Here is a 20,913-nt window from a genome sequence, read left to right as displayed (position 1 = left end):
GGGGCCCCGGACACCGGCATGGTGTCCGGGGCCCTGTGGCGTGTGCGGCGGGCTCAGGCCCCTCGTCAGGGCCTTCCTCGGGGCGGGCCCCGGGCCCGTCAGTCGTGCCAGGCGCCCAGTTCGTCGAGTGCGGCCTGCAGCGGCTCGAAGACGCCGGGGGTGGCGGCCACCGTCAGGTCGCCGTCGGCGGGCAGCCCCGGGCGGCCGCCGGTCAGCGCGCCCGCCTCCCGGGCGATGAGGTCGCCCGCCGCCAGGTCCCAGGGGTGGAGCCCGCGCTCGTAGTAGCCGTCCAGCCGGCCGGCCGCCACATCGCAGAGGTCGACGGCCGCCGAGCCGCCGCGCCGGATGTCCCGGAGCCGGGGGATCAGCTGCTGGGCGACGTCCGCCTGGTGGGCGCGGACGTGGGCGACGTAGTTGAAGCCGGTCGAGACGAGGGCCTGGTCCAGCGGCGGGGCGGGCCGGCAGCGCAGGGCTTCGCCGTTCGCGAACGCACCGCCGCCGAGGACCGCCCGGTAGGTCTCGCGGCGCATCGGGGCCTCGACGACGCCCACGACCCGCTCGCCGTCGCGCTCGGCGGCGATGGAGACCGCCCAGGTCGGCAGGTTGTAGAGGTAGTTCACCGTGCCGTCGAGCGGGTCGATGACCCAGCGGATGCCGGTGCGGCCCGGGGAGCCGGCCCCCTCCTCGCCGAGGAAGCCGTCGTCGGGGCGGAAGTCGGAGAGGTAGCCGGTGATCAGCTTCTCGGCGGCGATGTCCATCTCGGTGACCACGTCGATGGGGCTGGACTTGGTCGCGGCCACCCCCAGGTCGGCGGGGCGGCCGTCGCGCAGCAGGGCGCCGGCGCGGCGGGCGGCCTCCAGGGCGAGGTCGAGCAGTTCGGACAGGTCGGGGTCGGTCACGGTGCTCCCAAGGGTGTCGGTGCGTACGGGTTACGCGTACGGGCTGTCCGCGCCCGCGGCGGCCGGCTTCGGGGACCTGGCGGGGCAGCAGCCGACCGGACAGAGATCGTGGGAGGCTCCCAGGGCCCCCAGGGCGCAGCGCTCCACCACCCGGCCCCGCTCGGTCGCGGCCCGCTCCAGGAGCAGGTCCCGTACGGCGGCGGCGAAGCGCGGGTCGTCGCCCACCGTGGCGGACCGCCGGACCGGCAGGCCGATCTCGGCGGCCTTCGCGGTGGCCTCGGTGTCGAGGTCGTACAGGACCTCCATGTGGTCCGAGACGAAGCCGATGGGCGCCATCACGACCGCGGGGACGCCGTCGGCGCCCAGGGTCTCCAGGTGGTCGCAGATGTCGGGTTCCAGCCACGGGATGTGCGGGGCGCCGCTGCGGGACTGGTAGACGAGCTGCCACGGGTACGCGACGCCGGTCTCCTCGCGCACCGCCTCGATGATCAGCCGGGCCACGTCGAGATGCTCGGCGACGTACGCGCCGCCCCCGCCGTGCGCGTCGGCCGGGCCCGAGGCGTCGGCGGCGGAGGTCGGGATGGAGTGGGTGGTGAACGCGATGTGCGCGCCCGCGCGGACGTCCTCGGGGAGGTCGGCGAGCGAGGCGAGGACGCCGTCGGCCATGGGCGTCACGAAGCCGGGGTGGTTGAAGTAATGCCGCAGCTTGTCGACCCGGGGCACGGGCAGCCCCTCGGCCTCCAGGGCGGCCAGCGACTCGGCGAGGTTCTCGCGGTACTGCCGGCAGCCGGAGTAGGAGGCGTAGGCGCTGGTGGCGAGGACGGCGATCCGGCGGTGTCCGTCGGCGGTCATCTCGCGCAGGACGTCGGTCAGATACGGGGCCCAGTTGCGGTTGCCCCAGTAGACCGGGAGGTCCAGGCCGTGCTCCGCGAAGTCCGCGCGCAGTGCGTCGAGCAGTGCGCGGTTCTGCGCGTTGATCGGGCTGACCCCGCCGAACAGGAAGTAGTGCTTGCCGACCTCCTTGAGGCGTTCCTCGGGGATGCCGCGGCCGCGGGTCACGTTCGCCAGGAACGGGACCACGTCGTCCGGGCCCTCGGGGCCGCCGAAGGAGAGCAGCAGCAGGGCGTCGTAGGGTGCGGGATCGCGCAGATCGGACATGGCATCGATCCTGCCACCCTCCTGTGACAGGGCGGCAACCGACATCCGACGCCCCGTCGGGAAGACCGTGGAGGCCGGATCTCCCGGGCGGACGCGTACCCTTGCCGCTCCCCCGTACCGTCCCGGAATCCGGTGTCCGGCGGGTCCGCCCGGCCGTAAGCTGTATCGGCCAGCTATACGCCTGACAGGCACGACCGGAGTCCCCCTTGCCCAGCCCCTACCGCGTCATCTTCTCCGCCCCCGGTTCCCGGGAATTCTCCGCGGCGGGCTTCTTCGGCCGGATGCCGTTGTCCATGATGGGCATCGGTGTCGTGACGATGATCTCCCAGCTCACCGGCCGCTACGGCCTGGCCGGGGCGCTCTCCGCGACCCTGGCGATGTCGGCGGCGGTCTGCGGCCCCCAGGTCTCCCGGCTGGTCGACCGCTACGGGCAGCGCCGGGTGCTGCGCCCGGTCACGCTGGTCGCGGTGGCGGCGGTGGCGGGTCTTCTGGTCTGTGCCCAGCAGGGGGCGCCGGAGTGGACGCTGTTCGTCTTCGCGGTGGGTGCGGGCTGTGTGCCGAGCGTGGGGTCGATGGTCCGGTCCCGCTGGGCGGCGATCTACCGGGGCTCCAGCCGGGACCTGCACACCGCCTACGCGTGGGAGTCGATCGTCGACGAGGTGTGCTTCATCTTCGGCCCGATCATCTCCATCGGCCTCTCCACCGCCTGGTTCCCGGAGGCGGGTCCGCTGATCGCCGCCGCCTTCCTGCTGGTCGGCGTCTTCTGGCTGACCGCGCAGCGTGCGACCGAGCCGGTGCCGCACCCGAAGTCGCAGCACACCGGGGGCTCGGCGCTGCGCTCGCGGGGGCTCCAGGTCCTGGTGGCCACGTTCGTGGCGACGGGCGCGATCTTCGGGGGCGTGGACGTGGTGACCGTGGCCTTCGCCGAGGAGCGCGGCCACAAGGCGGCGGCCTCCCTGGTGCTGGCCGTCTACGCGCTCGGTTCGTGTCTCGCGGGGGCCGTGTTCGGGCTGCTGCACCTCAAGGGGAACCCCGGGACGAGGTGGCTGGTGGGTGTCTGCGCGATGGCCGTGAGTATGATCCCCCTCCAACTGGCCGGGAACCTTCCGTTGCTGGCCGTAGCGCTCTTTGTCGCGGGCCTCGCCATCGCACCGACGATGGTCACCACCATGGCCCTCGTCGAAGCGCACGTACCGCGCACCAAGCTGACCGAGGGCATGACCTGGACCAGTACCGGGCTCGCTGTCGGGGTGGCGCTCGGCTCCTCGGCCGCCGGCTGGGTGGTCGACGCCGCCGGGGCGGAGGCGGGGTACGCGGTGCCCGCCGTGGCGGGAGCTCTCGCGGCGGCGGTGGCGTTCCTGGGGTATCGCCGGCTGGCCGGGCCGGCTGCGACGGGAGGGCGCGGGGAAGATGACCGACACCTACGCACGGACGACGACGAGCGCGTGGCGTAACTGGGCGGGCACCGTCACCGCCCGGCCCGCCCGCACCGAGGCACCCGCGTCCGTGGACGAGCTCGCGGACGTGCTGCGCCGGGCGGGCGCGGAGGGCCTGCGGGTGAAGCCGGTCGGCGCGGGCCACTCCTTCACGGCGGCGGCAGCCACGGACGGGGTGCTGATACGCCCGGACCTCCTCGCCGGGATCCGGGACATCGACCGCAGGGCGATGACCGTGACGGTGGAGGCGGGCACTCCGCTCAAGCGGCTCAACATCGCGCTCGCCCGCGAGGGTCTGTCGCTCACGAACATGGGCGACATCATGGAGCAGACGATCGCCGGGGCGACCTCCACCGGTACGCACGGCACGGGCCGGGACTCGGCCTCGATAGCGGCGCAGATCCGCGCGCTGGAGCTGGTCACCGCCGACGGCACCGTCCTGGTCTGCTCGGAGCGGGAGAACCCGGAGATCTTCGCGGCGGCCCGGATCGGGCTCGGCGCCCTCGGGGTGATCACCGCCGTCACCCTGGCCGTGGAGCCGATCTTCCTGCTGACGGCCCGTGAGGAGCCGATGACCTTCGACCGGGTCACCGCGGACTTCGACTCCCTGGTCGCCGAGAACGAGCACTTCGAGTTCTACTGGTTCCCGCACACCGGGAACTGCACCACCAAACGCAACAACCGCAGCGCCGGACCGGCCGCCCCGCCCGGCAGGGTGAGCGGCTGGATCGATGACGAGCTGCTGTCCAACGGGGTCTTCCGGGCCGCCTGTGCGCTCGGCCGCGCGGTCCCGGCGACGATCCCCCCGATCGCCCGGCTCTCCAGCCGGGCGCTGTCGGCGCGTACGTACACCGACATCCCGTACAAGGTCTTCACCAGCCCTCGCCGCGTGCGGTTCGTGGAGATGGAGTACGCCGTTCCGCGCGAGCGGGCCGTGGCGGCGCTGCGGGAGCTGAAGGCCATGGTCGAGCGGTCACCGCTGAAGATCAGCTTCCCTGTCGAGGTGCGCACCGCTCCCGCCGACGACATGACGCTGTCAACCGCCTCGGGCCGGGACAGCGCCTACATCGCCGTGCACCTCTACAAGGGCACGCCCCACCGGTCGTACTTCACCGCGGTCGAGCGGATCATGACCGCGCACGCCGGCCGGCCGCACTGGGGCAAGATCCACACGCGTGACGCGGCCTATCTGTCGGAGGTCTACCCGCGCTTCGGCGAGTTCACCGCGCTGCGCGACCGGCTGGACCCTGACCGTATGTTCGGCAACGACTACCTGCGGCGCGTGCTCGGCGACTGAGTCCCGGAGGCTTCCGGTACGCCGTCGGCCCCGGTCCTCTCCTCGCGGAGGGGGCCGGGGCCGATGTGCTGTGCGCGGTTCGCCGGTGGGTCACTCGGCGCCGGCGCCGGACGGGTCCTGCTCCCCCTGCCCGGGGGCGCCCTCCGCGCCGGTCGGGGGCGCGCCGGTTCCGGCGTCGCCGGAGGGCGTCGGGGTGGGCTGCGCCGGGTCGGGCGCGGTCCCGCCGTCGGACTCCGAGGGCGTCGGCGTGGGGGTGGACCCGGTGCCGGGGTTCTCGCCGTCCGTGCCCGTACCGGGATCGGGACTCGCGCTGTTGCCGTCGCCGGGGTCCGTGGCCGGGGCGGAGCCGGTGCCACCGTCGGGGGACGGCCGCTGCTCCTCCCCCTCCCTGTCCCGGTCGGTGTCCCCGGAGGGCGTGGGGTCGGCGGGTCCGGAATCCCGGTCGTCGCCACCGCCGCGCACGACGGAGCTGAGCGTGGTGCCCCGGCCGCCGCTGAGGTCGCTGCCCGAGATCATCTCGAACGCGGTGATCCCCGCCATGGAGACGGCGAAGACCGCGGCGGCGGCGAGCGCGGGGCGCTTCCAGCCGCGCAGCCGGGTGCCGTGGGTGACGCCCTCGCCGAACGCGTCGTCGGCGACGGCCGTGCCCCCCGCGGACGTCCGCGTACGGTCGCCGACCCGCGGCAGCAGCTGCGTACGGTCATCAGCCCCGCCCTCCGCTCCGGGGCCCGGGCCCGGCGGGACCCGGAGCATCCGGGTCCGCGCGTCGCCGAGGTCCAGCAGCTGGGTCCGGTCCGGGTCGACGGGCTTCAGCACCCGCGTGCTCTCCGCGCCCGGGAGCACCTCCGGGGCCGTGCCCGGGTCGACGGTGGCCAGCACCGTGGTGGCGTCGTCGGCGGGTTCGGGCTCGGACCGCAGGGCGGCGCCCGCCCGCCCGGCGGGCGTCGTCTCCTTGGTGTGCACCGTCACCCGTCTGCCCTCCGGGTGGGTCACCTGCACCGTCACCTCGCGGATCTGCTCGCCGGTGCGGCGGAAGAAGTGCTGGAAGACCGAGCCGCCGCAGGTGGCGACGATACTCATCACGCCCGCTCCCGCGATCGTGCCGTACACGCCCAACTGCGAGGCCAGCACGGCCGCCGCGACGGCTGCCACGGCACTCCCGGCAACCTGCGGAAGACTCAGATCTATGCGCCTTTCCTTGGGTTCTGTGTCGCTTTCCGGCTTCTGAACCATTACCAGCCCCTGCTTGACATCTCTCCCACCATGCAACAAGAAGGGACAAATGAGCGAAGTGGATAGTTCCGTTTCCGGAGATTGTGTGAAGCACAACACGCATCGGGGGCATTTCGCGGAGAACTGGGTAACCCAACTCCCGCGCCCCGCGAGAACTTCGGCGGCGCGCCGGTCCACCCCGGTGGCCCGAATGGAGTACTGTGACGAGCCCTGGGGCGGACTCCGACGTGGGATTCCGCAGCTACCGGAGGGGCCGGCGGCGGCACTCGAACCGGCGGCGCGTCAAGGCATCACACGGATGCCTGCTGCACAGAGCGGCCAAATCGGCCACTTTGGGTCGCAATGGGCAACCGTGTCATGGTGGTGCACCAGGACGAGCGCCCGACACGCCGGGCAACTTGGCAAGGTTGTGGCAGGCTGCACCCGGGCAGGTCACACTCGACTAGCGGAAGCAGCGACGCACGTGACGTCGGCAGGCACCACCCGGGAGGTCCCCATGCCCGAACTGCGTGTCGTGGCCGTCTCCAACGACGGCACACGACTGGTGCTCAAGGCTGCGGACAGCACGGAGTACACGCTTCCGATCGATGAGCGGCTGCGCGCCGCCGTGCGCAACGACCGCGCCCGGCTCGGCCAGATCGAGATCGAGGTGGAGAGCCACCTCCGTCCCCGCGACATCCAGGCCCGCATACGGGCCGGTGCCTCCGCGGAGGAGGTCGCCCAGTTCGCGGGCATCCCCGTCGACCGTGTACGCCGCTTCGAGGGCCCCGTGCTCGCGGAGCGCGCCTTCATGGCCGAGCGGGCCCGGAAGACTCCTGTGCGCCGTCCCGGCGAGAACACCGGCCCTCAACTCGGCGAGGCGGTGCAGGAGCGTCTCCTGCTGCGCGGCGCCGACAAGGAAACCGTCCAGTGGGACTCGTGGCGCCGCGACGACGGCACCTGGGAAGTCCTGCTCGTCTACCGGGTCGCGGGTGAGCCGCACTCGGCGAGCTGGACGTACGACCCGCCCAGGCGGCTGGTCCAGGCCGTGGACGACGAGGCGCGCTCGCTGATCGGCGAGACCGACGACGTCGCCGCGCCCGAACCCAGTTTCCCGTTCGTGCCCCGGATCGCCCGGCTGCCGCGCGACCGGCCGCTGGACCGGAGCCTGGACCGGCAGACCGACCGCGACCGACCGCTCGACCGCGCCCTGGACCGGCAGATCGAGCGGCCCGCCCCGGCCGCCGCCGAGCCCGAGGAGTACGTGAGCAGCGCCTCGGCCGGCGAGCGCGACTCGCTGACCAGCCTGCTGGAGGCGGTGCCGAGCTTCCGCGGCGACATGGTCGTCCCCGAGCGGCCCACCCAGCCCGAGCCGCCCGCGCTCGAACCGGCGGAGGAGACGGAGGCGGACGCGCCGCCCGCCGCCGCCTCGGCCGGCGCGGGATCCGCGTACGCGGATGTGCTGATGCCCCGGGCGGTGGCCGGACACCGCGACCGGCTGACCGGGACGACGGACCGTCAGGCCGAGGCGGACGGAGTCCGGCCGGGCCGCCGTGCCGCGGTGCCGAGCTGGGACGAGATCGTCTTCGGCACCCGGCGCAAGAAGCAGGACTGACCGGGAATGACCACCGGTGGGAGCGGGGTCCGTACGCGGTCGCGTACGGACCCCGCTGCCTTACCGTCCCCCCGCCCCCGGCCGCCACGCGTGGCCGAAGCGGCGGGACTACTGGGGCTCGGGCCCCGTGGCGACCGGCCGGGAGGGGTCCGAGGACCACTCGGACCAGGAGCCGGGATACAGGACGCCGGTGAAGCCCGCGATCTCCAGGGCCAGCACCTCGTGCGCGCCGGAGACCCCGGATCCGCAGTAGACGCCCACGCCTTCGGAGCTTTCCTCCGCCCCCAGCCCGGCGAACCGCGCGGCGAGCCGCTCGGCCGGCAGGTAGCGCCCCTCCTCGTCGACGTTCTGGGTGGTCGGCGCGGAGACGGCCCCGGGAATGTGGCCGCCGACGCGGTCGATCGGCTCCACATCGCCCCGGTAGCGCTCCGCCGCACGAGCGTCCAGCAGCAGACCCGACCGGGCGAAAGCCGCCGCGCTTTCCGCGTCCAGTGTGGGCAGGGCCCCCGGTTTCGGCCGAAAATCGCCCTCGGTGGGGTGCGGGATCTCGGTGGAGAGGTCGCCCGTCCAGGCGGCGAGGCCGCCGTCCAGGACCCGTACGTCCCGGTGCCCCGTCCAGCGCAGCAGCCACCAGGCGCGCGCCGCGGCCCAGCCCAGGCCGCCGTCGTACACCACGACGGGGGTGTCCTGGGAGACCCCGGCCCTGCGCATCGCCGCCCCGAAGGCCTCCGGGTCCGGGAGGGGGTGGCGGCCGCCGTCGCCCGCCGGACCGGCCAGTTCCGTATCCAGGTCGACGAAGACCGCGCCGGGCAGGTGACCGGCCTCGTAGTCGGGGCGGCCGTGCGGACCGCCGAGCTGCCAGCGGACGTCCAGGAGCACCGGCGGTCGCGACCCGGCCGACTCGCTCACGTATTCGGATGCGGTAATGATGGGCTTCATGGGTGCCATCCTCGCGCAGCGGCGGCGGCGCCCGTCTCAGCATCGGCGGGAACGGACGGCGGGTATCCGGCCGTCCTTCGTCGAGAACCCGGGCGACGCGGCGCGGCCGGCGCGTCTGGCGCGCCGGGGGGTGCGAGCATCTGCACGGGGTACGCGGACCGCTTCCCGACCCGGGACGGCGTACCTGTCCCGTCCCCCGCACGGCCACCCATACGGTCCGAGGAGAGAAGACCATGACCGAGGCCCACGCCCGGCGCACGCCCGGAACACCTTGCTGGGTGAGTCTGATCGTGCACGGCCTGACCACGACCCAGGAGTTCTACGGGGCTCTGTTCGACTGGGAGTTCCGGCCGGGTCCCGAACAACTGGGCCCCTATGTCCGCGGGCTGCTGCACGGGAAGGAGGTCGCGGGCATCGGCCAGCTGCCGCCCGACCGCCATCTCCCGATCGCCTGGACCACCTACCTCGCCACGGACGACGCCGACGTCACCGCGGAGGCCATCCGCTCCTGCGGCGGGACCGTCGCGGTCGGCCCGCTGGACGCGGGCGAGGCAGGGCGGCTCGCCATCGCCTCGGACCCGAGCGGGGCGGTCTTCGGCATCTGGCAGGGCTCCGAACACCTCGGCACGATGACGGCGGGCATGCCCGGCACCCCTGTCTGGAACGAGCTGGTGACCCAGGAGACCTCGATGGTCGCGAAGTTCTACCAGACGGTCTTCGGCTACGGGACGGAGGCGGTCGTCTCGGCCGACTTCGACTACCAGACCCTGATCCTGGACGACGTTCCGGTGGCGTCGCTGCACGGGGTCGGCCAGGCGCTGCCGCGCGACCGGGGGCCGCACTGGATGACGTACTTCGAGGTCGCCGACACCGACCGGGCCGCGGCCCGGGTGGTGGAGCTGGGCGGGCGCGTCCTGCAGCCCCCGCGCGAGGGGTCGGGCGGGCGGCTGGCGACGGTCGCGGATTTGGAGGGGGCCGTGTTCACGGTCATCCGGTCCGCCGGGGGCGGGATCGCGGAAGGCGGGGCGAAGGCCGGCTGACGCCGGACCGGGCGCCCGGGAACAGCCGGACAGGTTGGCTGAAGCCCGGGGGGCGGCGGCCCGGACGGCTCAGTCCGACGACACCGGCAGGACGTCCGGCGAGAGCACCCCGGCGTGGACGGAACGGCTCGTCATGCGGCGGCAGTGGTGGCGGCGGCACAGCACCTCGTAACCGACCTCGCCGGCCTGCCGGTTGACGTCGCCGACGACGACCTGGGCGCCCTCGACGACCATCTCGCCGTCCACCGTGCGGGCGTTGTGCGTGGCTCGGGCGCCGCACCAGCAGAGCGCCTCGACCTGGAGGGCCTCTATGCGGTCGGCCAGCTCGATCAGCCGCTGGGAGCCGGGGAACAGCTTGGTGCGGAAGTCCGTGGTGATGCCGAAGGCGAAGACGTCGAGCCCCAGGTCGTCGACGACGCGGGCCAGTTGGTCGATCTGGTCCGGGGCGAGGAACTGCGCCTCGTCCACGATCACGTAGTCGACCCGGCCGCCCCGGCTGACCCGCTCGACGATGTGCGCGTACAGGTCCATGCCCTCCTCGGCCTCGACGGCGTCCGTCACCAGGCCGAGCCGGGAGGAGAGCTTGCCCTCCCCCGCGCGGTCGTCCCGGGTGAAGATCACGCCCTGGAGCCCGCGCGCCGAGCGGTTGTGACCGATCTGCAGGGCCAGCGTGCTCTTTCCGCAGTCCATGGTTCCGGAGAAGAACACCAGCTCGGGCATGAGGGGTCGAGCACCTTTCGGAGGGGGGGGCACGGCGGGAGGGGGTTACGAGCGTACTTCGAGGAGGGGGACGAGCTGTTCCACCGGGGTCAGGGAGCCGTGCACGCCCGCCATCGCCGACTCGTGCGGCTCGTTGACGGAGGCCGTGATGATCACGTCGTCGTGGGCGGCGGCGACCACGTCGCCGATCCGGCCGTACACCCGCTCGTCGATCGTCGGACCGAACCAGCCGGCCGCGATGGCCTCGTCCCGGCTCGCGACCCAGAACTGCTCGCCGAGCACCTCGCGCCAGACGGTCAGGACGTCGGACTCCGCACCCGGTACCGCGTAGACGTGGCGGGCGCGGCCCTCGCCGCCGAGGAGGGCGACGCCGGCGCGCAGCTCCCAGTCCTCGTCGAAGTCGATCCGGGACTGTTCGTCGAACGGGATGTCGATCATGCCGTGGTCGGCGGTGATGTAGAGCGCGGAACGCTGCGGAAGCTGTTCGGCGAGGCGTCGGGCGAGCCCGTCGACGTACATCAGCTGACCGCGCCAGGCGTCGGAGTCGGTGCCGAAGCGGTGTCCCTTGCCGTCGACCTCGCTGTAGTACGTGTAGACGAGCGAGCGGTCGCCGGCGGCCAGGCGCTGGGCGGCGACGTCCATCCGGTCCTCGCCGGAGAGCCGGCCGAGGAAGGAGCCGCCGCTGAGGGCGACCTTGGTGAGCGGGGTCTGCTCGAACGTCGGCGCGGAGACCTGCGCGGTGTGCACGCCCGCGGCGTCGGCGAGCTGGAAGACCGTGGGGTACGGCTGCCAGACCTTCGGCGCGGTCCACGGCTTCCAGCGGAGCTGGTTCATCAGCTCCCCGGTCTCCGGGTTGCGGGCGGTGTAGCCGGGCAGGCCGTGCTCGCCGGGCGGCAGTCCCGTGCCGACCGAGGCGAGCGAGGTGGCGGTGGTGGAGGGGAAACCCGCGGTGAGCGGACGGCCCGTGCCCCCGCGCGAGGTGGGGAGGAGGGAGTGCAGGAAGGGGGCCTCGTCCGGGTGGGCCTTGATCTGCTCCCAGCCGAGGCCGTCGATCAGGAAGACGCAGTTGCGGTCGGCCGGGGTCAGCTCGGGGATCGCGGCGGTGAAGCCGGGCACTTCCTGTCCGGCGGCGAGCGTCGGGAGCAGGTCGGCGAGCGAGCCGCTGCCGTACTCGGGCACGGGCGCGGTGTCGAGGGGCAGCAGGACGGGATCCTGCCAGGCGGGCTGGGCCATCAGCGGCCGGTCGCCGCGGTGGCGGCCGTGGCCTCGGAGAGCGACTGGGCGAAGGCGAGGGTCTGGCGCACGGCGTCGGGGCCGTCACCGGCCTCGCTGACCCGCAGGCTCAGGTCGTCGGCGGTGGTGCTGCCGGTGTAGCCGTGGTCCGCCTCGCAGTTGGCGTCGCCGCAGGCGGCGGGCTCCAGGTCGATCCGGGAGACCGCGCCCCAGCCGATGGTGAGGACGACCTCGCGGGGCAGGGTGCCCGGAACGTACTTCTCCGGGTTGGCCACGACGCGGCTGACCACGACGGAGGAGATCCGCTCCACCTTCACCGATTCGGTGGAGGTGGTGGCGTACGGCGTCGGGGAGCTGGTGTCGGCGGCCTGCTCGTCGGTGTGGCTGACGATGAACCGGTGCTCGGTCAGGACGAGGACCGTCACATGGCGGCGCACCTCGTTGGAGTCGAACGTGGTCTCCTGGTGCACCAGGTACGAAGCGACCGGTTCCCCGCCGACGGCGGCCTCCACCGCCTCGGCCACGAGGGCCGGGTAGTAGCCGCTGCGCTCGATCGCCGCGCGCAGCCCCTGGGTCGTCGTACCGGTCTTTGCCATGAGCACCATCCTACGGCGGACCGGTGGCTGCCGGGGACGCCCCGGTGCGCACCGGCGGCGGGTCGCCGGTGGGGCTCAGTAGTTCGGAAGGCGGCGCGGGCCCAGGTCGTTCCGGGCGGGCGGCGGGGCGAGCCGGACGCTCGCGCCGAGCACGCTCAGCCCGTGCGGGGCGACGACGACCGGTTCGAGGGCGACGGAGACCACTTCGGGGTGGTCGTCGACCAGCCGGGACAGCCGCAACAGCAGCTCTTCGAGTGCGGCCGTGTCGACCGGGGCCGATCCCCGCCAGCCGAACAGCACCGGGGCCGCCCTGATGGACCGGATCAGTTCGGCGGCGTCGCGGTCGGTGGCGGGGACCAGCCGGTGCGCGGTGTCGCCGAGCAGTTCGGAGGGCGCGCCCGCGAGGCCGAAGGAGAGGACGGCCCCGGCCGCCGCGTCGATGGAGGCCCGTACGACGGTGTCCACGCCGCGCGGGGCCATCGCCTGGACGACGGGGAGCAGTTCGGCGGGCTTGCCGAGGAGATCGGTCAGCTCCCCGTACGCCCGGCGCAGCGCCTCCTCGTCGGCGACGTCGAGGCGGACCCCGCCGAGGTCGGCCCGGTGGCGCAGGTGGGGGGCGGTGGTCTTGAGGGCGACCGGGTAGCCGAGCCGGGCCGCCGCGGCGACGGCCGCCTCGGGGTCCGGGGCGGGCAGGGTGGGGCGGACGGCGATGCCGTAGCGGCCGAGCAGTTCGCGGGCCTCGTCGTGGGTGAGCGGGCGTCCGCGCGGGTCGGGGGCGGTGGCGAGCTGCGCCTCGATCAGGGCGGCGGCCCCGGGCTCGTCGATGGTGTCGTCGAGGAACTCGGGGATCTTGCCGGGCACGGCCGCCTGGCGCCGCCACTGGGCGTATTTCACGGCCTCGGCGAGGGCTCGCACGGCGCGTTCGGCGGCGGGGTAGGCGGGGATGCGGCCGGGGCCCGGGGCGGTTTCCGGGGCGGTGCTCGGGGCCGCGGACGCGTCGGGGCCGGGGCCCGGGGCCGGGACGGTGCTTGCCCGGGGGGCGGTCGGCGTGGCCGGGGCGGTGCCCGCTTCCGGGGTGGCGGGTGCGGCCGGGGCGGTGCTCCGGGCCGGGCCGGCCGAGGGAGTGGTGGTGGCTGCCCGGGTCCGGTCGGCGGCGGGCGTCACCGTGCGGGGGCGGGGCGCGGCGGTGCTGGACGCGGCGGCCAGCGCCTCGGCGAGGCCGCCGATCTCGACGTGGACGACGGCCACCGGCTTGGCCGAGCCCCCGGCCACGGCCCTGTGCAGGGCGGCGGCAAGCACGTGGCCGTCACCGGTCTCGGCCTCCCCGTTCTCCCCCACCCACGGGATGGCGGTGACGATCACGGCGTCGCAGGTCCCGTCCGCCAGCGCCTCGGCCAGCGCGTCCCGGAAGTCCTGCGGGGAGGCGGCGGTGGTGAGGTCGATCGGCGGGCGCGGACGCAGCCCCTCGGCGAGGCAGGCGTCGTACGTCAACAGGCCGAGGGATTCGGAGTTGCCGAGGATCGCGACCCGGGGGCCGGCCGGGAGCGGCTGGCCCGCCAGCAGGAGCCCGGCGTCGACCATCTCGGTCACCGTGTCGACCCGGATGACACCGGCCTGGCGCATCAGCGCGGAGACCGTGGCGTCGGGGATGCGGCTGACCGGGACGGCGTGGCCGGGCGGGGTGGATCCGCTGTGCCGGGCGCCCTTGACCACGACGACGGGCTTCACGGCGGCGGTGCGGCGGGCGAGGCGCGTGAACTTGCGCGGGTTGCCGAGCGATTCGAGGTAGAGCAGGGCGACGTCGGTGTCCGGGTCCTCGAAGGAGTACTGGAGGAAGTCGTTGCCGGAGACGTCGGCCCGGTTGCCCGCCGAGATGAACGAGGACAGGCCCGCGCCGCGCCGGTGGAGGCCGGAGAGCAGGGCGATGCCGATCGCGCCGGACTGGGTGAACAGGCCGATCCGGCCGCGGGCGGGCGACTCGGGGGCGAGCGAGGCGTTCAGCCGGACGGACTCGGCGGTGTTGATGATGCCGAAGGCGTTCGGGCCGATGATCCGCATGCCGTACGAGCGGGCCTGGCGGACCAGCTCGCGCTGGAGTTCGCGGCCGTCGGCGCCCCGCTCGGCGTATCCGGCGGAGAGGACGACCAGGCCCTGGACTCCGTGCTCGCCGCAGTCGGCGACGGCCTCGGGGACCCGGTGGGCGGGGACGGCGATGACCGCGAGGTCGACCTGCTCGTCGATCTCGCCGAGCGAGCGGTGGGCGGGGACGCCGTCGAGGGTGGTCACTCCCTCGTCGAAGGCGCGGTTCACCGCGTACGTACGGCCGGTGTAGCCGGAGGCGAGGAGGTTGCGCAGGACGGTGCGGCCCACTCCGCCGGGGGTGCGGCCGGTGCCGATGACCGCGACGGAGCCGGGGGCGAGCAGGCGCTGCACGGAGCGGGCCTCGGCGCGCTGTTCGCGGCCGCGCTGGACGGCGAGGGACTTCTCGGTGGGTTCGAGGTCGAGGGTGAGGTGGACGGAGCCGTCCTCGAAGCTGCGGCGCTGGGTGTAGCCGCCGTCCCGGAACACCTTGATCATTTTGTTGTTGGCGGGGAGCACCTCGGCGGCGAAGCGCCGGATGCCGCGCTCGCGGGCGACCGCGGCGATGTGTTCGAGGAGCGCCGAGGCGACGCCGCGGCCCTGGTGGGCGTCCTGGACGAGGAAGGCGACCTCGGCCTCGTCGGCGGGGGCGGAGGCGGGGCGGCCCTGGTCGTTGATGCGGTCGTAGCGGACCGTTCCGATGAACTCGCCGCCGATCGTGACGGCCAGTCCCACCCGGTCGACGTAGTCGTGATGGGTGAAGCGGTGCACGTCCCGGTCGGATAGCCGCGGATACGGGGCGAAGAACCGGTAGTACTTCGACTCGTCGGACACCTGCTCGTAGAAGCTGACCAGTCGCTCGGCGTCGTCCGTCGTGATCGGCCTGATGCGCGCGGTGCCTCCGTCGCGGAGCACCACGTCCGCTTCCCAGTGATCGGGGTACGCGTGATGCGGACTCTGCTCCGGCGTGGGCTCCATGGGCAAAGCCTACGGCGGGGGCCCCGGTCGCGGAGAGACCGGCGCCCGGGCAGTCTGGGGTGGCCCCGACCCGGGCCACCGGAGTACAGCGCTGCGGACAGGAGGCCGGGCGCACGAGCCGGACAGGAGGCCGGGCACAGCACCACGCACTGCATGAGAGACTGGTCTAGACAACCGTTGATATGTGAAGGGCAGAACCATGGCTGAGCGCCGCGTAAACGTCGGTTGGGCCGAGGGCCTGCACGCCCGCCCCGCTTCCATCTTCGTCCGTGCCGCCACGGCTTCCGGCGTCCCCGTGACGATCGCCAAGGCCGACGGCGATCCGGTGAACGCCGCCTCCATGCTCGCCGTGCTCGGTCTGGGCGCGCAGGGCGGCGAGGAGATCGTGCTCGCGTCCGACGCGGATGACGCCGAGGCCGCTCTGGACCGGCTCGCGAAGCTGGTCGCCGAGGGCCTGGAAGAACTCCCCGAGACCGTCTGACCCACGCGAACCGGCCCTGCCGGATTCGACAGGTGCGAGAGCCGTGAACCCCTTTGAGGGATCACGGCTCTTTCGCTTTCGGGAAAGAGCCGAACAGTCATGACGGGAAAGATCCGCGCATCGATGATCCGGGCAGCGCAGACAATTCCCCGCCGGACTTCTCTCTCCATACGGCTCTTTTGTTAATGGCGAACACGCGCGGTGTTGACGTCATGTTGCGAAGTGCTCACGCGGGGAGCGGGCGCGGTGCGCCGCCCCGGCGGGTACGGGTGGCGCAGCCGGTGGGCCCCGGTGGCGCGTTCCGCGAGCCGGGCGGTCAGCGCCCTCGCCCGCGCCGCGTCGCCGCGCGCCACCGCGTCCACGATCGCGCCGCGCTCGGCCCAGGAGTCGACCGGGCGGGCCGGCTGCTCGACCGCGTACATCCAGGCGATCTTGTGGCGGAGCTGGGTAAGAAGCGCGATGAGTCCGGGGCTGCCGGAGGCCTGGGCGAGGGTCTCGTGGAACCAGCCGCCCAGCGAGCGCAGATCCTCGTCCTCGCCCCGGCGGGCCCGCTCCTGGCCCAGCCTGACCAGTCCCCGGAGCACCTTCAGGTGGGCTTCCGTGCGGCGTTGGGCGGCGCGCTCCGCACCCAGTGGCTCCAGGAGCGTCCGCACCTCCAGGAGGTCGGCCGCCTCCTGCGCGGTGGGCTCGGCGACACAGGCGCCGGCATGCCTGCGGGTGACCACGAAGCCCTCGGACTCCAGCGTGCGCAGGGCCTCGCGGACCGGGACGCGGGAAACCCCGTAGCGGCGGGCCAGCAACTCCTCGGTGAGGCGGCTGCCGCGCTCGTGGACACCGGAGACGATGTCGTCACGAATTGCCGTGCATACCGAATGCGCGGGAATGCGCATGTCCGAACCTCCGCCTTGATCCCCGCGAAACGCGGCCGCCCGACGCCTGTTCCGTGACTCTATGGCAATCTGCCGGAATTTCCGATGGCAGACCGGAATCCATGAATATCCTCGGCCCAAAATCGCCGAAGGCCCCGACGGGTGCCGGGGCCTTCGGGCGGTATCGCGCGGGGCGGGTCAGACGTTCAGACCGTGGGAGCGCAGGTAGCCGACGGGGTCCATGTCGGAGCCGTAGTCGGGGCTGGTGCGGGCCTCGAAGTGCAGGTGCGGGCCGGTGGAGTTGCCGGTGGAGCCGGAGAGGCCGATCTGCTGGCCGGAGGAGACGCTCTGGCCGACGGAGACGCCGATCGAGGAGAGGTGGCCGTACTGGGTGTACGTGCCGTCCGTCATCCGGAGCACGATGTTGTTGCCGTACGCGCCTCCCCAGCCGGCCTCCACGACCGTGCCGGCGCCGACCGCGACGACGGAGCTGCCGGAGGCGGCCCGGAAGTCCACGCCGGAGTGGCTGCCGGAGGACCAGAGCGAACCGCCGGCGTTGTAGCCGGTGGTGACGTGGGAGCCGGCGACCGGGAGGTGGAAGGCGTTCAGCCGGGCGCGCTCGGCGGCGCGGGCGGCACGGGCCTTCTCCTCGCGGACCTCCTTGGCGCGGGCCTCGGCCTTCCGCTCGGCCTCCGCCTTCGCCTTCGCCTTGGCCGCCTTCTCGCGGGCCTCCGCGGCGGCCTTGGCCTTCGCCTTCGCGATCGCCTCGGCCTGCTGCTTCTGGGCGTGGGCCTGCGCGTCGATCTGGTCGGCGAGGGTGGCGTCGAGCGCGACGGTCTGGGTGAGGCCGGTGTCGGCGACCTCGGTGGCCTCGGTGTCCGCGGCGAGGGCCGGGGAGGCCTGCGAGCCGAGGACTCCGGCGGTGGCCAGAGCCGCGATACCGACGGCCCGGGCGCTCCGGCGCGTGAGGCGGCTCGGGGCACGGTGCTTCCCGGTGGCACGGGTGAACGCCATGGAGGGGCTGATCCTTTCCTTCCTTCTCGCCTACCGGGTTAGCTGACGGGTTCGGAGCAGGAAGGTCTCCTACGGATGCCCGCGCCGGTTTCGCGGCACTGGCCTCCGATTCACCCCAGGGACTGCGTGGGTCCCCGGCTCCCCAGGCTCGCGCCTGACGGGGACTCGGCGATGACTGCCCGGCGCCGCGGCTGCGGCATACGGGTGGCGGACAGCCGAGCCGACGCTAGGCGGGGCGGCTTCCCATCACCAAACGGGCCAGGGGATTTGTCGCACATCCCACAGGGCAGACAGGCTGAATGTTCACCAAAAGGGATAGAACGAACAAAGAGGGCAAACAGCAAGGACCCCGACGAACTTCCGCTCGTCGGGGTCCTGTTCGCAGCGGTGTGCCGCAGGTGCGTCAGCCGGTGACGACGGACACCTCTCCGATGCCGAGGGCCCTCACCGGCTCCTCGATCCGCGCGGCGTCCCCCACGAGGACCGTGACCAGCCGGTCGACCGGGAAGGCGCTGACCACGGCGGCGGTCGCCTCCACGGTGCCCGTCTCGGCGAGCCGGGCGTAGAGGTGGGCCTGGTAGTCGTCGGGGAGGTGCTGCTCGACCTGGTCGGCCAGCGTGCTCGCGACGGAGGCGGCGGTCTCGAACTTCAGCGGGGCGACCCCCACCAGGTTCTGCACGGCCGTCTCGCGCTCGGCGTCGGTCAGCCCCTCGGCGGCCAGCGTCCGCAGGACCTTCCAGAGGTCGTCCAGCGCCGGTCCGGTGGACTCCGTGTCCACCGAGCCGCTGATCGCGAGCATGGCCGCGCCGCCCGAGTCGGGGCCGCTGGAACGCAGCACCTGGGCGAAGGCGCGCACCCCGTAGGTGTACCCCTTCTCCTCGCGCAGCACCCGGTCCAGCCGGGAGGTCAGGGTGCCGCCCAGGCAGTACGTACCGAGCACCTGGGCGGGCCAGACGCGCTCGTGCCGGTCGGCGCCGATGCGGCCGATCAGCAGCTGGGTCTGGACCGCGCCGGGCCGGTCCACGATGACCACGCGGCCGGTGTCGTCCGCGGTGATGGGCGGCACCGGGCGGGCCTGCCCGGCGTCGCCCGACCAGTCACCGAGGGTCTCCGCCAACAGCGCGTCCAGGTCGATGCCGGTCAGGTCGCCGACGATCACGGCCGTCGCGGTGGACGGACGGACGTGGGCGTCGAAGAAGGCGCGCACGGCCCTCTCGTCGATCCGCCGGACCGTCTCCTCGGTGCCCAGGCGCGGGCGGGACATCCGGGCGCCGGCCGGGAACAGCTCCTTGGAGAGCTGCTTGGCGGCGCGCCGGGACGGGTTGGCCTGCTCGTGGGGGATCTCGTCGAGGCGGTTGCCGACGAGGCGCTCGATCTCGCTCCCGTCGAAGGCGGGGGCCCGCAGCGCCTCGGCGACCAGCCCGAGGGCCTTGGCCAGCCGGGAGGCCGGAACCTCCAGGGACACCCGGACGCCGGGGTGGTCGGCGTGCGCGTCGAGCGTGGCGCCGCAGCGCTCCAGCTCGGCGGCGAACTCCTCGGCGCTGTGCTTGTCGGTGCCCTCGGAGAGCGCCCGCGACATGATCGTGGCCACGCCGTCCAGGCCCTCGGGCTCCGCCTCCAGGGGCGCGTCCAGGAAGATCTCCACCGCGACGACCTGCTGGCCGGGGCGGTGGCAGCGCAGCACGGTCAGCCCGTTGGGCAGGGCGCCGCGCTCGGGCGCCGGGAAGGCCCAGGGGCGGGCCGTGCCGGGCCTGGGCTGCGGGTGGTACTCCATGGCTACTCCAGTCGCGGCGGCGTCGCTCACTTGTCCGCCCCCTCGTGCGCGTCGGTGCCCTCGGTGGCTGCCGTGCCCTCGTCGGACCCGTCGGCCTCGTCGGCCGGCTCGATGGGTTCGTACACCAGCACCGCCCGGTTGTCGGGCCGCAGGGCGGCCTCGGCCGCCGCGCGCACCTCCTCCGCGGTGATGTCCAGGACGCGGCCCACGGCGCTCAGGGCGAGCTGCGGGTCACCGAACAGGACCGCGTAGCGGCACAGTTCGTCGGCGCGGCCGGCGACCGTCCCCAGCCGGTCCAGCCACTCGCGCTCCAACTGCGCCTGCGCCCGCTCCATTTCCTCGGGCGTGGGCCCCTCGGCGGCGAACCGGGCGAGCTCCTCGTCGACCGCGGCCTCGACCGTCTCCACCTCGACACCGCCGGACGTCTTCACGTCCAGCCAGCCCAGCGAGGGCGCCCCGGCGAGCCGCAGCAGCCCGAAACCGGCCGCCACCGCCGTACGGTCGCGGCGGACCAGGCGGTTGTGCAGCCGGGAGGACTCGCCGCCGCCCAGCACGGTGAGCGCCAGGTCGGCGGCGTCACAGGCGCGGGTGCCGTCGTGGGGGAGCCGGTAGGCGGCCATCAGGGCGCGCGCCGGGACCTCCTCGTGGACCACTTCGCGCAGCTGCTCGCCGATGATGCCGGGCAGCGTCCCGTCGCGCGGCGGCTGCTTGCCGTCGTGGGAGGGGATGGAGCCGAAGTACTTCTCGATCCAGGCGAGGGTCTGCTCGGGGTCGATGTCGCCGACGACCGAGATCACCGCGTTGTTGGGCGCGTAGTACGTACGGAAGAACGCGCGGGCGTCCTCCAGCGTGGCCGCGTCCAGGTCGGCCATGGAGCCGATCGGGGTGTGGTGGTACGGGTGGCCCTCGGGGTAGGAGAGGGCGGTCAGCTTCTCGAACGCGGTGCCGTAGGGCACGTTGTCGTAACGCTGGCGGCGTTCGTTCTTGACGACGTCGCGCTGGTTCTCCATGGACTCCTCGTCGAGTGCGGCGAGGAGGGAGCCCATCCGGTCGGCTTCGAGCCAGAGCGCCAGCTCCACCTGGTGGGTGGGCATGGTCTCGAAGTAATTGGTCCGCTCGAAGCTGGTCGTCCCGTTGAGCGAGCCGCCGGCTCCCTGGACGAGCTCGAAGTGGCCGTTCCCCTTCACCTGACCCGAGCCCTGGAACATCAGGTGCTCGAAGAGGTGAGCCAGACCGGTGCGTCCCTTGACCTCGTGGCGCGAGCCGACGTCGTACCAGAGGCAGACCGCGGCGACCGGGGTCAGATGGTCCTCGGAGAGCACCACACGCAGGCCGTTGGCCAGGCGGTGCTCGGTCGCTGTCAAGCCGCCGGAGCCGGCCTGTGCGGTGGCCGTGTGACCCATGGGCATGTACGTCCCTTCGATCGCGATACTGGACTTCCTGCCAGACCTGCCACTCTAAGCAAGCGCACCGGCACCTGGCGAAGTTCCCGTTCCTCGGATGTTTCCGTCGATGGTGTCGCGGACGCTGTCCGGGCGGGTCCCCTCGGCCCGCTTCGGACGGGTCGAGGTCG

General features: G+C 73.4%; 17 protein-coding genes and 1 riboswitch. Of the genes, 5 read left to right on the top strand and 12 right to left on the bottom strand.

Annotated elements, in window-relative coordinates:
* Positions 1 to 98: 98 nt before the first annotated feature.
* Positions 99 to 899, bottom strand: coding sequence for an inositol monophosphatase family protein (locus tag PSQ21_RS28025; RefSeq protein ID WP_274034041.1), 801 nt, complete (start codon positions 897 to 899; stop codon positions 99 to 101).
* A 30-nt stretch (positions 900 to 929) separates the two neighbouring features.
* A complete protein-coding gene (locus PSQ21_RS28020) occupies positions 930 to 2,057 on the bottom strand; it encodes a ferrochelatase (RefSeq protein WP_274034040.1) in 1,128 nt (375 codons plus the stop codon).
* Positions 2,058 to 2,263: 206 nt separating this feature from the next.
* On the opposite strand from PSQ21_RS28020, the gene PSQ21_RS28015 reads away from it, so the two are divergent.
* Together PSQ21_RS28015 and PSQ21_RS28010 are read left to right on the top strand one after the other, a co-directional pair.
* Entirely contained in the window at positions 2,264 to 3,511 is a 1,248-nt protein-coding gene (locus tag PSQ21_RS28015) for an MFS transporter (protein ID WP_274034039.1), read from the top strand.
* Positions 3,468 to 4,790: a D-arabinono-1,4-lactone oxidase gene (locus tag PSQ21_RS28010; protein WP_274034038.1), complete on the top strand. Its 1,323-nt coding sequence runs from the start codon at positions 3,468 to 3,470 to the stop codon at positions 4,788 to 4,790. Before PSQ21_RS28015 ends, PSQ21_RS28010 begins: the two co-directional genes overlap by 44 nt.
* Positions 4,791 to 4,880: 90 nt before the next feature.
* On the opposite strand, the gene PSQ21_RS28005 is transcribed toward PSQ21_RS28010, so the two are convergent.
* Positions 4,881 to 5,942 carry a hypothetical protein gene (locus PSQ21_RS28005; protein WP_397988820.1) on the bottom strand — a complete coding sequence of 354 codons (1,062 nt, stop codon included), beginning with the start codon at positions 5,940 to 5,942 and terminating at the stop codon, positions 4,881 to 4,883.
* A 577-nt stretch (positions 5,943 to 6,519) separates the two neighbouring features.
* On the opposite strand from PSQ21_RS28005, the gene sepH reads away from it, so the two are divergent.
* Positions 6,520 to 7,617, top strand: a complete 1,098-nt coding sequence (gene sepH, locus PSQ21_RS28000; protein WP_274034036.1) for a septation protein SepH — start codon at positions 6,520 to 6,522, stop codon at positions 7,615 to 7,617.
* 108 nt (positions 7,618 to 7,725) lie between these two features.
* Here the strand turns inward: sepH and PSQ21_RS27995 are convergent, their stop codons facing one another.
* Complete coding sequence (locus tag PSQ21_RS27995; RefSeq protein WP_274034035.1) at positions 7,726 to 8,556, bottom strand: sulfurtransferase; 831 nt, start codon at positions 8,554 to 8,556, stop codon at positions 7,726 to 7,728.
* A gap of 233 nt (positions 8,557 to 8,789) precedes the next feature.
* Between PSQ21_RS27995 and PSQ21_RS27990 the strand changes: the two genes are divergently transcribed.
* Entirely contained in the window at positions 8,790 to 9,596 is an 807-nt protein-coding gene (locus tag PSQ21_RS27990; RefSeq protein WP_274034034.1) for a VOC family protein, read from the top strand.
* Between the two features lie 69 nt (positions 9,597 to 9,665).
* Here PSQ21_RS27990 and PSQ21_RS27985 read toward each other — a convergent pair whose 3' ends face one another.
* The 4 genes from PSQ21_RS27985 to PSQ21_RS27970 all read right to left on the bottom strand — a co-directional run bounded on the left by PSQ21_RS27985 (position 9,666) and on the right by PSQ21_RS27970 (position 15,202).
* Complete coding sequence (locus PSQ21_RS27985) at positions 9,666 to 10,316, bottom strand: thymidine kinase (RefSeq protein ID WP_274034033.1); 651 nt, start codon at positions 10,314 to 10,316, stop codon at positions 9,666 to 9,668.
* 45 nt (positions 10,317 to 10,361) lie between these two features.
* On the bottom strand, positions 10,362 to 11,549 hold the full coding sequence (locus PSQ21_RS27980; RefSeq protein WP_274034032.1) for an alkaline phosphatase family protein: 1,188 nt from the start codon (positions 11,547 to 11,549) through the stop codon (positions 10,362 to 10,364).
* The gene (locus PSQ21_RS27975) at positions 11,549 to 12,145 is read right to left on the bottom strand and encodes a DUF5998 family protein (RefSeq protein ID WP_274034031.1); all 597 of its coding nucleotides are present in this window, start codon (positions 12,143 to 12,145) and stop codon (positions 11,549 to 11,551) included. The genes PSQ21_RS27980 and PSQ21_RS27975 overlap by 1 nt, the downstream gene beginning before the upstream one ends.
* Before the next feature lie 75 nt (positions 12,146 to 12,220).
* On the bottom strand, positions 12,221 to 15,202 hold the full coding sequence (locus PSQ21_RS27970) for a bifunctional acetate--CoA ligase family protein/GNAT family N-acetyltransferase (RefSeq protein ID WP_274034030.1): 2,982 nt from the start codon (positions 15,200 to 15,202) through the stop codon (positions 12,221 to 12,223).
* Positions 15,203 to 15,401: 199 nt separating this feature from the next.
* Between PSQ21_RS27970 and PSQ21_RS27965 the strand changes: the two genes are divergently transcribed.
* Positions 15,402 to 15,683, top strand: coding sequence for an HPr family phosphocarrier protein (locus PSQ21_RS27965; protein ID WP_274034029.1), 282 nt, complete (start codon positions 15,402 to 15,404; stop codon positions 15,681 to 15,683).
* Positions 15,684 to 15,865: 182 nt separating this feature from the next.
* Here the strand turns inward: PSQ21_RS27965 and PSQ21_RS27960 are convergent, their stop codons facing one another.
* From PSQ21_RS27960 to PSQ21_RS27945, 4 genes are all read right to left on the bottom strand, one after another.
* Positions 15,866 to 16,573 (bottom strand): GntR family transcriptional regulator, encoded by a 708-nt coding sequence (locus PSQ21_RS27960; RefSeq protein ID WP_274034028.1) that lies wholly within the window; start codon positions 16,571 to 16,573, stop codon positions 15,866 to 15,868.
* A 177-nt stretch (positions 16,574 to 16,750) separates the two neighbouring features.
* Positions 16,751 to 17,566 carry a M23 family metallopeptidase gene (locus PSQ21_RS27955; RefSeq protein WP_274034027.1) on the bottom strand — a complete coding sequence of 272 codons (816 nt, stop codon included), beginning with the start codon at positions 17,564 to 17,566 and terminating at the stop codon, positions 16,751 to 16,753.
* 13 nt (positions 17,567 to 17,579) lie between these two features.
* Positions 17,580 to 17,747, bottom strand: a riboswitch (cyclic di-AMP (ydaO/yuaA leader).
* 222 nt (positions 17,748 to 17,969) lie between these two features.
* On the bottom strand, positions 17,970 to 19,340 hold the full coding sequence (locus PSQ21_RS27950; protein WP_274034025.1) for a M16 family metallopeptidase: 1,371 nt from the start codon (positions 19,338 to 19,340) through the stop codon (positions 17,970 to 17,972).
* 26 nt (positions 19,341 to 19,366) lie between these two features.
* Positions 19,367 to 20,749, bottom strand: a complete 1,383-nt coding sequence (locus PSQ21_RS27945) for a M16 family metallopeptidase (protein WP_274034023.1) — start codon at positions 20,747 to 20,749, stop codon at positions 19,367 to 19,369.
* Positions 20,750 to 20,913 lie beyond the last annotated feature (164 nt).

Source organism: Streptomyces sp. MMBL 11-1, from assembly GCF_028622875.1.
GTDB lineage: Bacteria > Actinomycetota > Actinomycetes > Streptomycetales > Streptomycetaceae > Streptomyces.
The sequence above is the reverse complement of the archived record's forward strand: the minus strand, read 5'-3'. Positions and strand labels throughout refer to the sequence as shown.